Below are 13098 nucleotides of genomic sequence, written 5' to 3'. Positions count from 1 at the left end.
CCGGCATGAGCAGCTTTCTCCTATCTTGCCTATTTTTGATAAAATGACGATTGCACGAGGCTGTCTTGGCTTTGCTTTCCTCAAAGGCAGCTAGGTGGGCAGCCCATTTCGAACGTTTGGGGCAGTAGTCAGGTGCAGGCGGCGGAGGCATCGGCAATCCAATCCATCAGGCTCTTGCTGAGGCTGCGGGGGACGAGAAGGTCGCATTCGAACCTGCTCCTGCGCAGCAGCAGCACCGGCATGCGATCGAGACCGGTCGGGACTGCCTGTCCATCTCCCAGTGCCTCCCAATCCACCGAGACGCATCGCTCCAGCACATGTTTAAGACCCCTGCCGGTAAGCCGGAGCCGAATCCTACCCTGTCCGAGCGAGAGGGCGCAGCCGAGTTCCGCGTCGACATCGATAATAGGCGGCGGGCCGTCGCAAAGCACCCAGAACCGGCGCGGCGCAATCCTGATTACGAGCCAGTCGTCATGACGAGCAGTGTCGCCCACCTTGTGCGGCAGCGGGCCGCCCAGCGACCTACTCAATTCCACCTCGAAATGCGCTATCGCGCCGTCCCAGCCCTCGAATTGGAGGATCGGGCAGTCATAAGCCGCCATCTCGAACCCTGCCACGTTCGAACCATCAGCCATGCAGCCGCTCTCCCTTCGGGTCGAGGAATATAGGCGAGACTATCCGGGCCCGAACCGTTTGGCCCTTTACCGGATCAGTGGCGACAATCTCGGTGCCTTCCTCCGCAGCATTCCGGGCGAGCAGTCCGAGCCCGACCCAGGTGTCGAGGGTGGGGCTATAGGTCACCGAGGTGATCCGGCCGAGACCGTGGCCGTCCATCGGCTCGCCAGGCCTGAACAGGATCGCGCCTCCGCTCAACCGTTTGCCTGGCTCGAGGCAGCGCAGCCCGACCAGCCACGGGCGCGCCGGGTCGCTGAAGGCTTCGCGGCGGCCAAGTACCTCGCCGACGAAGCCACTGCGTTTGCCCGCCATGCGGCTGAGTCCGAGGTCGTCGAGCGTCGTCCTGCCGTCGATCTCCGGCCCGGCGACATGGCCCTTTTCAATGCGCAGCGCACCGAGCGCCTCAACGCCGTAAGACTTAAGACCGAACGGCGCTCCGGCTTCGATCAGCCGGCACCACACCTCCTTGCCAACGCTGGCGCCGGTATAGATTTCGTAAGCCCTCTCGCCGGAAAAGCTGAGGCGGATGATGCGCAGGGGCCAGTCGCGATATTTATCTTCGAGCAGGCCCATATGCGGCAACGCCTCGTTGGAGACATCGACATCGGGGAAAGCGGCAGCGAGGACGTCGCGGCTCTTCGGTCCGGCCACCGACATGGCCGCCCATTCGTCAGTAAGGGAGGTCACCGAGACGCGAAGCTCGGCCCAGGCGGTATCCAGCAGGAATTCGAGCCAGGACATCACGTCGGCGGCTTTCGCCGTCGATGTCGTCATGAAGAAATGGCGCTCGCCGAGCCGCGTCGTCGTGCCATCGTCAAAGACGATGCCGTCGTCGCGCAGCATCACGCCATAGCGGGCACGGCCGACCGGAAGTTTCGCAAACCCGTTCACATAAACTCGGTCAAGGAATGCGCCCGCGTCTGGTCCTTGGATGTCGATCTTGCCCAACGTTGAGATATCCATCAGTCCCGTGGCCTCGCGCAGCAGTCGCATCTCGGCGACATAGGCCTCGTTCACATCGCGGCCGGAAGCAGAATAGAACAAGGGCCGCATCCAAAAGCCGGTCTTCAGCATGTGCGCGCCGTTGGCAGCATGCCAGTCATGCATAGGCGTACGGCGGATTGGCTTGTAGTGATGGCCGATGCTTCGCCCTGCTAACGCCCCGATGGTGACCGGGGTGTAAGGCGGCCGAAAAGTTGTGGTGCCAACTTCCGGAACCCTCACGCCGCGCAGACCAGCTATGGCTGAAAGCGCAAGGAAATTGCTTGCCTTGCCTTGATCAGTGCCCATGCCGAGGGTCGTATAGCGCTTCAGATGCTCGACCGCCCCATATCCCTCGCGATGCGCCAGCGCGATGTCATTGGCGGTCACGTCCATCTGCAAGTCGACGAAGGCCTTGCCTCCGGCAACTTCCGCCTTTGTTTTTCCTCCGTCTCCGGTTCGCTTCGCGAACCAACTCTCCGTCGATCGAAGGGGGAGAGGATGCTCCGGCCGAATGTCAGGGCTTCCATCCTCTCCACTCAAGAAGTGGGAGGGAGGTGCCGAGCGATTTGAGAGGAGGCTCGGTTCCGCATTGATCTCAGTAAGATCCAGCCTGACGGGCGGCCGGACTGATTTCGTTGCGCCGCAGAACGCAGATGCCTCGGCCCCTGCACGATGCCCCTCCTCGATCGCGCCTGCTGTGGTCCAGGTTCCCGTTACTGCGCCGGCCACGGAGTGCCACGCTCCAAACTTCCCGGGAACGAAAGCGCGAAGGTCTTCGCGATAGACCGGTTTGACCCCGAGATGGGAGGTTAAATGCACAGTGGGCGACCAGCCCCCGGAGACCGCAACCAAGTCGCATTCGACCGTAACTGTACCGCCAGGGACGCAAAGCGTTATAGCCCTTACGGCATGACGCCCCAAAGCATTGGAAATCACAGATTTGGTGCGAACGGCTATGCCCCGGCGGCGCGCCTGTTCCAGAAGCTCGTGTGTCGGTTTGGCGCGGCTGTCAGCTATCGTTATTTCTGCCCCGGCCGATGCAAGGTCGAAGGCTGCCGGATAGGCGCTGTCATTGTCGGTTGCGACCATCACCCTCGCACCCGCAAGTACGGCAAAGCGGTTCAGATAGGTCCACGCCGCGGACGCCAGCATGATGCCGGGCCGGTCGTTGTTGGCGAAGGTAAGCGGCCGCTCGATCGATCCCGTAGCGTAGACGATCGTTTTCGCGCGCAAAAGCGCCAGCATTTGGCGCGCCTCGCCTTTTGCCGCATCAATGGTTGCCGAGCTATGCCGCTCCACGAGCCCGAGCACATTGCTGTCATAGGCTCCGAACGCTGTGGTGCGCGTCATCATGGAAACATTCGGCATGTCGGCGAGGCGGGCGAGGGTTCCGGAAAGCCAGGCTTGGGCCTCGCCGTCCGTCGGCTTCGACAAAAGCCCACCGCCAGCTAAGAAATCCTGCTCTACGAGGACAACCCTTGCGCCTGCCTCGCTCGCCGCCAGCGCGGCCGAAAGCCCCGCCGGCCCGGCCCCGATCACCGCCACGTCGGCGAAGAGATGGCGCGCCTCGTAGCGATCCGGGTCGGCCTCCTCACCGGCTCGGCCGAGTCCAGCGGCCTTGCGTATGAAATGCTCATAGAACATCCATGCCCGCCGCGTCGGGCCCATGAAGGTCTTATAGTAAAAACCGGCTGACAGAAACGGCGCGAACAATCCGTTGACGCTTTGGATGTCGTACTTCAACGATGGCCAGCAATTCTGGCTCTCGGCAACCAGCCCGTCGGCAAGTTCCACCGTGGTCGCCGGCAGGTTCGGCTCGCGGCGACCGGCCGCCCCCACCGTCACGAGAGCGTTCGGTTCCTCCGGCCCGGCAGAATAGATCCCGCGCGGCCGGTGGTACTTGAAGCTGCGGCCCACCAGTCTGATTCCGTTTGCCAGCAGCGCCGAAGCTAGCGTATCGCCTGGGAAACCAGCTAGAGGCTTGCCATCAAAGGTGAACTCGATCCGTTGCGATCGGTCGATCCGGCCGCCTTCGTGAAGCCGCCTCATGCGCGCGCCTCCCGTGCGTCGCGGACCGAGGTGATCTCGTGGTTGCGTGTATCGCGCCCGACCACCAACCATTGACGGCAGCCCGTCACATGCTGCCAGTACTCGCGATGCGGTCCGGCCGGGTTCTCGCGCACGAAGATGTAACGGTACCAAGCCTCGAAATCCGCATCGTCGTGGGCAGGACGGACAACGGACGCGTCGCCGCCGTAGCGGAACTCATCGTGGTCGCGCAGGCCGCAGTAGGGACATTCGATACGTAGCATCGTCTTAGGTCTCTCGGTTATTGCAGCCAGGCGAACGGCCCGACGCCGGCCTCGTCGAGCGTGCGGCCGGTGCGGAAACGGTCCAGGCTGTAGGCGGCGCTGAGCGGATGCGGCTTTCCGGTAGCAATGGTATGCGCGAAACACCATCCAGAAGCCGGCGTGGCCTTGAAGCCGCCATAGCACCATCCACCGTTTAGGTAGAGCCCGTCGATTGGCGTAGGGCAGATGATAGGGCTGCCGTCCGGCGTCATGTCCATCACCCCGCCCCAGTGGCGCAGAATGCGCAGGCGGGAAATGCAGGGCATTAGCGCGATGGCCGCCTCCGCGACTTCGCGTACCATGCCGAGATTGCCGCGTTGGGCATATGAATTGTAACCGTCGAGCCCGCCGCCGAAGACCAGCCCACCTTTGTCAGATTGGCTGACGTAGAAATGCTCCGTGCCGTGGGCCACGATTTGGTGGACCAAGGGCTTGATCGGCTCCGTCACGAAAGCCTGCAAGACATGGCTCTCTATGGGCAGTTCGAGGCCCGCCTTCCGTCCGAGCACCGAGGTGTGACCCGCCACCGCAAGCCCAACTTTCCCGGCCCTGATGCGGCCCCTCGTCGTCTCAACGCCTACGGTGTGCTCGCCGACACGAACGAAACCCTTCACCTCGCAGCCCTGAATAATGTCCACGCCATGAGAGTCAGCGGCGCGCGCGTAGCCCCAGGCCACGGCGTCATGACGTGCCGTGCCGGCACGACCCTGCAAGATCGCGCCATGGATTGGGGAACGCCCCGTTTCGGAAAAATCGAGGTAGGGGACGAGCCGTCGCACCTCGTCGCGGTCGAGAATTTCGGCGTCGATACCATTCAGCCGCATGATGTTGGCGCGGTGGCCGAAGCCATCGAGCTGGTCGGCCGAGTGGGCCGTGATGAGCATGCCGCGCTGGGAGAACATGACGTTGAAATTCAGCGCCTGCGACATGCCTTCCCAGAGCTTCATCGAGAATTCGTAGAACTGGGTGTTGCCGTTGAGCCGATAGTTGGAGCGAATGACAGTGGTGTTGCGGCCGACATTGCCGCCGCCGACATAGCCCTTCTCTAGCACGGCGACATTGCGTATGCCGTGGTTCTCGGCGAGATAGAATGCGGTCGCGAGGCCGTGCCCACCGCCGCCCACAATGACAACATCATAGGACGGCTTCGGATCGGGAGCGCGCCAGGCACGCCGCCAGTACCTTTGGCCGGTAAGGCCATTGCGCAGGATAGAAAAGGCCGAATAGCCGCGCATACGGTGTTCCTATTTGACGAAGAGGCAGTCGAAGCTGCAGAAAGTTTCCTCTGCCCGCCTGATGATGCGGATAGGTTCGGAGAGTCGGATCCCCCTGTCCTTAAGCCGGAGACCTTGGCGCGCGGTGCCGGCACGCCTCTGCAGCAGGCCACCCGGAATGGAGAAGTACTCTGTGTCGCAGTCGAGGAAGGGTAGCATCGCGCATACCTTCTCGACTGTGAGGATCTCGGCATCGACGCGATCATGCCGCATCGCCTTGCCATGCCTTGCGACGGCGTAACCTTGGGACTCAGGATGAAAGAGGTTCTTTAGCATACCACGCTGGCTGACCATCAAGTTACGGCCCGGCTCCCGCTCGGATCCCTCCCAGAGGTTAAACGTTAGTTCATAGAAAATGCGGATGGACCTGAACCCGGTCGTAATCAGTTCACCAACATGGATGAACCCATCCCGAGCCGCGCCGATCAGAATAGTAGCTTGGTCGGCACAGAAAAATGCGCCATTGCCGGGCGGAAGATGAACATTTTCGATCTGCACTTCACGTCACTTTGCGTCGAGGGAGCGAACCACTGCCCGTGATGTATGCGCCACTTGGCGTTGAATTCGCCAACATAGAGTCGCGAACGGCATCATCGCGATTTTAGATGACAGAAGACGTAGCTTCTTGGCATGCGGTCGCGTTGAGTTGAGTTGGCCTCCCTCCAAAGGTAGACCGCTACCCGATGCGCTTCAGCTGGCGCTGGCTACTAGCGCAGGGCATCTTCCATCTGATCAGGCCATCGCGGAAATTTGTGGACAGGGGTCTGCGATGCAGGTTGGTTCGAGCGTTAGATCACCATGGATGATAGCTCGGCCAGCAAACACCAAACTGTAGGCCTTAAATCCGGCCCTGATGCTGACACTGAAGGTCGCCGTCTCAAGCTGCGGGTTGTGAGCGCGCGCGCTGAAGGCTCGGCGTCGATCGCCACCCCGAGACGTAGAGGACGATTAGACATAATACTGGGACGAGGATCAGTAGCGACGACACCGCGGCAATTGTTGGGTCGATCTGGTTGCGAATATTCTCCCACATCTTCATTGGCAGAGTGCGGATCGAGAACCCGGCTACCAGCGATGTGATGACGATCTCATCGAAGGAGGCAAGGAACGCGAACACGGCGCCACCAATGATACCAGGCCTGATCAAAGGCAGTGTCACCCTGATAAAAGTCCGCAACGGATTCGCTCCCATGCTCATAGCCGCCCGCTCCAGCGCGGAATCGAAATTCGCCAGCGTAGCAGACACGATTACGACGACATAGCCGATAGCGCCGATGGTATGCGCCAGGATGATCCCGGTCATCGAGCCGAGCAGCCCGAGTTTGAGCAGCCCGAGATAAGTCGCTATTGCCACAACGATAATCGGAAAGGTGATCGGCATCAGGATCACCATAGTCAAGGAACTGCGCAGCCGCGGAGGACTGCGATTGAGGCCGTAAGCCGCGAGCATGCCGAGGATGGTGGACAGGATAGTAGTCAAAATGCCGATCTGGATACTGGTCCAGGCGGCGCCATACCAAGATGGATCGCCGAAGAAGGCGCGGTACCACTGTAGCGAAAGGCTCGGGGGCGGAAATTCCAAAAACTGTCCCGAGCTAAACGACATGATGACGACGAGAAGTTCCGGAACCAGCAGGTAAAAAACGACCAACACGAGGAATATAATACCGACCATCTTTGACCAATTGCTTTGACTACCGGCCCGGTAGAGATACGTCGTCCAACGTTTCGCCCGACGGGCAGTAAAAAGTTCGTCTACATAGCGTTTAAACCCGGCGACAATAGGCATTCGATTGGCCGGAGATCTCCGCGGAGCTTGCGCCGTTCGTCCCTGCGTACCAGAAAGATCAAGCCCGAACGTGGAGAGCACGACGATAGCGACCGCCAGGAGGATAAAGGCCGACGCGGCTACCCGCCCCATATCAAAGAAAGTTTGGACCTGCGACGCGATGAAGGTCGAAAGCATGGCGTCCCCCAATCCGCCAAGGGCTGCGGGCGTGATGTAGAAGCCGAGGCAGATGATAAAGACCAACAGACAGCCGCTGCGCACGCCCGGCACGCTGAGCGGGAAGAATACCCGCCAGAAGGCGGTGATCGGTCGCGCGCCCATGCTTCGGGCAGCCGCCATGAGTGACTTGTCGATCCCCATCATGACGCTAACGAGCGCTAGGATCATCATCGGCAGCATGATGTGTACCATACCGATATACAAGGCTAAGCGGCTATAGATGAGTTGGATAGGACTAGAGATTAGTCCAAGTTTGAGCAGCAGATTGTTGATCAAGCCATTGTCGCCGAGGATTACAATCCACGCATAGGTGCGCGCTAGCAGGCTAGTCAGATAGGGGATGACGACGACCAGGATGAGAGCGATGCGCAACCTCTTCGATGCGGCCACGATCAGATAGGCCGCAGGGTAGCCGACGAGGAGGCAGATTGCCGTGGCCAACCCGCTGATCTCAAGGGTCTGGTACAGCACACGGATATTCGCCGGCTGGCTGAAAAACGACTGGTAGTTGGAGAGCGAGAAGGCCGGCGCCTTGAGGCTGGCCAGGAAGAGCAGGATGGTCGGCATGCCGAATACCACGAGCAGCACGGCGAGGGTGGGGCCAGTGAGCAGGATGGGCATTCGGCCCAGTTTCTGAAACGTCTTCATCCCGATTCCCCTTTCGGCGCCTCACGCACTGACAAAGCGAACGTCTGCGCGCAACCAGTCGAGACGTACCTCGTCGCCAGGTCGAAAGATCTGTTGGCCCGCGGCAACGTGTTCGCGCACAATCAGCACACTGTTCCCGGCGCGCACATGGTATTTCCGCAACGGGCCAGCATAAATCATGTCTGCGACAGTGCCGGCGACTGACTGTCTTTGGTCAGAGTCGGCTCGCATCGGAGCCGCGGGACCGGCGACGCAGATACGTTCTGGCCGAAGCATCGCGACGGTCCCGAAGGGTGGCGCGGCATCGGATTCGACTTTGAATCCGCAATTTTCGAGGAAGTTTGCCTCGCCCAGAAAATTCGCCACGAACTGGTTCATAGGTCGGTCATAGAGAGCCTCTGGAGTGTCGGTTTGCTCGATTCGACCGTCGCACATGACGACGATGCGGCCCGACAGTGTGAGCGCCTCCTCCTGGTCGTGCGTGACGCATACAGTGGTTTTGGCATACTCTCGGTGCAGGCTTTTGATCTCGCCCTGCATCTGCTCGCGAAGATTGCGGTCAAGGGCGCCCAGTGGCTCATCGAGGAGGAGAATCGGCGGATCGGCTATCAGCGCTCGCGCAAGCGCTACACGCTGCTGCTGGCCCCCGCTCAGTTGCGATGGCATCCGGCCGCCATAATCCTTAAGGTGGACGCGCTCAAGCATTCGATCGACATGCCTTGCCCTCTCGGCGGCCTTGACGCCCCGCATTTCGAGTGGAAATTCCAGATTTCGGCGCACGGTGAGGTGCGGAAACAATGCATAGCTCTGAAAGACGATGCCTTGGTCGCGGCGGTAAGACGGCACTGATGCGACCGATTTCCCACCAATCAGGATGTCTCCTTCAGTAGGCGCTACGAATCCGGCGAGCAGCATCAACGCTGTGGTCTTGCCCGAACCACTTGGCCCGAGAATAGTCAAAAACTCGCCGCGACGAACCACGAGTGACAAGTCCTTGACCGCAGCGACCGCCCCATACATCTTGGTCACGTTGCAGAACTCAATCTGCGCAGGAGCCGAACTCATTTTCAATGCTTCGTCCTTGGCCATTGGCAGCGTGGTGCTTTTCAGATGCAAGGTCATGACTGATCCTCTACCACGCAACCTGACGCAGCTTCCGGACACACTGCTTCTAAATCGCAAGGGTGCCGGAGGCGGCGGCTCAATCCAGCTCTCAATCAGGAAGGCGACCGACTGGCCGCCTTCACCATACGCTCAGCGATCGGCGATCACTGAAGAATCCACTCGTTCCAACGATGGACAAGCCGCTCGATGTTTGTCACGCCGTCTGGTCCTGCCTTGGTGTACCATTCAGGGTCCATTACTATGCTAGACTTCAGGTAATCAGGGTGGCTGGCGAATTTTCGTCCGACACCGACTGGCAGCAGTTTATAAGCATTTTGGTTCGCTGGGCCATAAGGAATGAGCTGTGCAAATGCGGCCTGCCTGTCGGCCCGGGTAATGAATTCAATGAATTTCTGCGCGTTCTGCAGATTTTTGGCGCCCTTCGGGATACCCCAGCTTTCCCAAGTCACCTTTTGTTGGTTTCGATTGGCCTCAATCGGCGCACCTTGATCCATCAATGCAATAGCCCGGCCGTCGTAGGATTGCGCAAGGTCGACAACCTTATCGTGCAGCAACTGCTGGTTCTCCGACCCGGTAACAAACCATTTGCGGATATGCGGCTTGATCTTGTCAAGGCTGGCGACAGCTCGGTCGATATCCAAAGGATAGAGGGCGTCAGCAGGCACACCGTCCGCCAACAGAGCTTCCTCCCACGGGCCGTCTGATCCGTATACGCCGGAAGCCATCGCGCGAACCCCGGGATACTTGCTGACATCCCAAAAGTCCGTCCAAGTAGTTGGCCGCGGTTTGCCAGCCGGGAACTTCTCGGTGTTGTAAACCATACAGAGTGCGTAAACGATCGACCCGACGCTGTACGGAGTCCTGGTGTAGTCTATGATCGCATCCAACTCGTCCTTCTTGTAGATGGAGTAATCGATCTCCTCCAGGAGACGCTTCTTAGGCGCTATGACAGTTGTGGACGCGGATACAGGGATCACGTCCAGCGAAACGCTATTGGTCGACACCATTAGCTCAAGCGTGGATGGGGGGACTTCTTCGCCGATCGGTATCACTTTAACTCCCGTCTCAGCTTCGAATGGCTTCACATAGGCTTCGATACACGCCTTTGCGTAATCGCCACCATTGAGTGCGACTGTCAGTTCGCCCGGGGACCCAGCAGAGGCGCGGCGGGGCTGGAAAGACATCGCGCCTATAGCGATACCGGAAGCTCCTTGGATGAAACGTCTACGGTCTATCGGCATGCTCATTTTTTGCTCCGCCTCAATGTCCCGTCGCTTTGACAGGATTCGTTTTTTATGTGGCGACTCAGTCGCGCGGCCTTAGTCCCGGGCCAGCGTCGTATCGACTAAGTTCACCCAATAGCCGATGCCATAGGGCAGGGCTTCGTCGTTGAAGTCATACGCCGGGTTGTGCAATGCAGGGGTCTGGCCATTGCCTAGGTTGATGTAAGAGCCGGGCCGTGCCTCAAGCATATAAGCGAAATCCTCAGCTCCCATGCTGGGTCGCATTCTATCGTTAACGGACTCAGATCCGACGAGCCCGCATGCCGCCTTTATCGCCAGATTAGTCGCTTCCGTGTGGTTTGCCATGCAGGGTTCGAGCCGCCGGTGCTTGAACTCAATTTCCGCACCGTATCCCTGCGCTATGCCTTCGGCGCATTTCCTGATCTGTCGTTCAGCATATTCTCTTAGCTCAGATGCAAGGGACCGCACGGTCCCAGATATTTTAACATATTCCGGTATAATGTTGTATGCCGTGCCGGCTTCTAACTTGGTTACAGAAATCACGAGCGACTCGAGCGGGTCCGTGCCCCGCGAGATCAAAGTCTGGAGGCCGAGGACGATTTGTGCCGCAATAACGATTGGATCAATGGTCCGATGCGGACTGGCTGCATGCCCCCCCCTGCCCTTCACCACAATGTCGAACTCATCAAGAGCGGCAGCGGTAGGGCCATCGCAAATAGCGAACTTGCCAACTTCTAGGCCCGGCGAGTTGTGCATCCCGAAAACCTGGGAAATCTCGAACCGCTCCATGATGCCTTCCTGGACCATTCTTTGGCCGCCCTGTCCATCTTCTTCCGCCGGCTGAAAGATCAGGGCAACGGAGCCCTTGAAGTTGCGCGTCTTTGCCAGATATTTGGCCGCCCCCAGCAACATAGCTGTGTGACCGTCGTGGCCGCACGCGTGCATCTTGCCTGGCACTTGCGAAGACCAAGGCTTGCTCGAGGCCTCTCGGATCGGCAGGGCGTCCATGTCGGCTCTCAGCCCGATCGTCGGCCCGTCTCCGCCTTCGCCCTGAATGATTGCGACAATACCGGTTTCAGCGATCCCCGTTTCGATATGATTGATGCCGAATGAAGCTAGTTTCTCGGCCACGAAGCTAGCTGTGTTGTGTACTTCATAACCGAGCTCGGGATTCTGGTGGAGGTAGCGGCGCCACTCAGTTGCCTCGCCCTGCAAATCCCGGAAAGTCTCAACGCTTTGCATCTATTGTTCCCAAATTTTTTGGCGAGGCGACTTAGCGCTGTCATCAAAATCATACACCCAGCGCGTACCGTCAAATGCATTTTGCATATCGGCTTCATCTAGAACCGAGATGGCATCTAAGCCTGATGGGGTTGTCTAATTGCCTTGGAGACGTCAAGTGTCTTACGCATTGAGACGAGAGCTGCCGGTGCAGGGTTGGCTACGCGGTCGACATGGATCGCCGCATATCGAGCTTGGCAGGGAGAAGTTCTTAATGGGGACGAAGGGGCTGTTGAAGAAGCCTGCTTTTTCTGCGGTTGACCCGCATTGGGGAGGCTCTGATCTCAGAACTGGCAGTATGCCGTCTCAGAGCTCGTTGACGGGCTCCAGCGGAAGTATGAGCATCACCAGACCCAGAAAATGGGCAAGCAAAGCGGCCGCCAGTCGCTTCAGGTTGACCGCCGCCGCGGTGAGATAGGCCTGAATTTTGCCGAGACCGATAGCCTTCCGAGCGCCACCTGTGGCACTTATAGAGCTACTTGTCCTTTTCCGACCATCGCTCGCGGCGTCAAGATCGCAGCCGATACAGTCCCGCCGCGCGAATAGAAGAAGCGCCCGTCCCGGGTCGGGCGCGAGGGGCGTGCCGGTGAGGGTGACGGGCAAGCTCGAATGCATCAGCACCCCGCACAAGGTCAGCACGTTGGGCTGCCCAGCCTTGTAGCGCCCGGCGTTGATGGTCTTGGTGAAGCCGATTTTGCCGGCTGGGCGCGGCTGTAGATAAATTCGACCGGCCGGTGCTGGAGGCGCGTTTCGGTGCGGTCTATTCGGACGGTCCCGGCATGCCGCCGCTGCCGACCCGGCTGGCGATCCTCAAGCACACCTTCAACCTGTCGGACGAGGTGCTGTGCGAGCGCTGGGTGGAAAACCCCTACTTCCAGTATCTGTGCGGCGAGGAGTTCTTCCGCCACGACCTGCCCTTCGACCGCTCGTCGATGACGCGCTGGCGCAGCCGCATGGGCGAGGAGCGGATCGTCGCGCTTTTGCAGGAAAGCCTCAGCATTGCGGTCAAGACCGGGGCGATGAAGCCGACCGACACGCGCCAAGTGATCGTGGACACGACCGTGCAGCCGAAGAACGTGATGTTCCCGACCGACGCCAAGCTCATCCACCGCGCCCGCGAGCGGCTGGTGCGGCTGGCCAAACGGGCGGGGCTGGATTTGCGCCAGACCTATGTGCGGGTCGGCAAGCTGGCGCTGATCAAGCACCAGCGCTATGCGCACGCCAAGCAGTTCAAGCGGGCCAACAAGGCGCTGCGCAGGCTCAAGACCTATCTCGGCCGGACCGTTCGCGACATCTCCCGCCAGATCGCCGGCGATGCGGAACTGGACGCGCTCTTCAAATGGCGCTTTACCAGGCCTCCACCGTTCTCGAGCAGCGTCAGCGCTAGCGCGGCCGCAAAATCTACAGCCTGCATGCGCACGAGGTGGAATGCATCGGTAGGGGCAAGGCGCATGCGCCCCTGCGAGTTCGGGGTGAAGGTGTCGGTGGCCAGCACGCTGAAGCGCTCA

9 protein-coding genes and 2 pseudogenes are annotated in these 13098 nt (G+C 59.8%); 1 reads left to right on the top strand and 10 read right to left on the bottom strand.

Translation table 11 applies throughout. From position 1 onward, the window contains the following. Nucleotides 1-128: 128 nt before the first annotated feature. The 10 genes and pseudogenes from NKJ28_RS32515 to NKJ28_RS32470 form a co-directional block, all read right to left on the bottom strand. On the bottom strand, nt 129-635 hold the full coding sequence (locus NKJ28_RS32515) for a sarcosine oxidase subunit gamma (protein ID WP_352638536.1): 507 nt from the start codon (nt 633-635) through the stop codon (nt 129-131). Then, nucleotides 628-3708, bottom strand: coding sequence for an FAD-dependent oxidoreductase (locus tag NKJ28_RS32510; protein ID WP_352638535.1), 3081 nt, complete (start codon nt 3706-3708; stop codon nt 628-630). The genes NKJ28_RS32515 and NKJ28_RS32510 overlap by 8 nt, the downstream gene beginning before the upstream one ends. After that, nucleotides 3705-3971: a sarcosine oxidase subunit delta gene (locus NKJ28_RS32505; protein ID WP_352638534.1), complete on the bottom strand. Its 267-nt coding sequence runs from the start codon at nt 3969-3971 to the stop codon at nt 3705-3707. Before NKJ28_RS32505 ends, NKJ28_RS32510 begins: the two co-directional genes overlap by 4 nt. Nucleotides 3972-3988: 17 nt before the next feature. Continuing rightward, nucleotides 3989-5245 carry a sarcosine oxidase subunit beta family protein gene (locus NKJ28_RS32500; protein WP_352638533.1) on the bottom strand — a complete coding sequence of 419 codons (1257 nt, stop codon included), beginning with the start codon at nt 5243-5245 and terminating at the stop codon, nt 3989-3991. Nucleotides 5246-5254: 9 nt separating this feature from the next. After that, entirely contained in the window at nt 5255-5782 is a 528-nt protein-coding gene (locus NKJ28_RS32495; protein WP_352638531.1) for an FAD-binding oxidoreductase/lyase, read from the bottom strand. 379 nt (nt 5783-6161) lie between these two features. Beyond that, the gene (locus NKJ28_RS32490; RefSeq protein WP_352638530.1) at nt 6162-7940 is read right to left on the bottom strand and encodes an ABC transporter permease subunit; all 1779 of its coding nucleotides are present in this window, start codon (nt 7938-7940) and stop codon (nt 6162-6164) included. A 21-nt stretch (nt 7941-7961) separates the two neighbouring features. Next, nucleotides 7962-9062 (bottom strand): ABC transporter ATP-binding protein, encoded by a 1101-nt coding sequence (locus NKJ28_RS32485; RefSeq protein WP_352638529.1) that lies wholly within the window; start codon nt 9060-9062, stop codon nt 7962-7964. Between the two features lie 146 nt (nt 9063-9208). Further along, entirely contained in the window at nt 9209-10312 is a 1104-nt protein-coding gene (locus NKJ28_RS32480) for an ABC transporter substrate-binding protein (protein WP_352638527.1), read from the bottom strand. A 72-nt stretch (nt 10313-10384) separates the two neighbouring features. Further along, a complete protein-coding gene (locus NKJ28_RS32475) occupies nt 10385-11551 on the bottom strand; it encodes a M20 aminoacylase family protein (protein ID WP_352638526.1) in 1167 nt (388 codons plus the stop codon). 375 nt (nt 11552-11926) lie between these two features. Further along, nucleotides 11927-12098 (bottom strand): annotated as a pseudogene (locus NKJ28_RS32470) (IS5/IS1182 family transposase); the annotation flags it as partial. Nucleotides 12099-12315: 217 nt separating this feature from the next. On the opposite strand from NKJ28_RS32470, the pseudogene NKJ28_RS32465 reads away from it, so the two are divergent. Next, nucleotides 12316-13098 (top strand): annotated as a pseudogene (locus NKJ28_RS32465) (IS5 family transposase); the annotation flags it as partial.

The organism is Mesorhizobium sp. M0145 (genome assembly GCF_040322355.1).
Classification (GTDB): Bacteria; Pseudomonadota; Alphaproteobacteria; order Rhizobiales; family Rhizobiaceae; genus Mesorhizobium.
The sequence above is the reverse complement of the archived record's forward strand: the minus strand, read 5'-3'. Positions and strand labels throughout refer to the sequence as shown.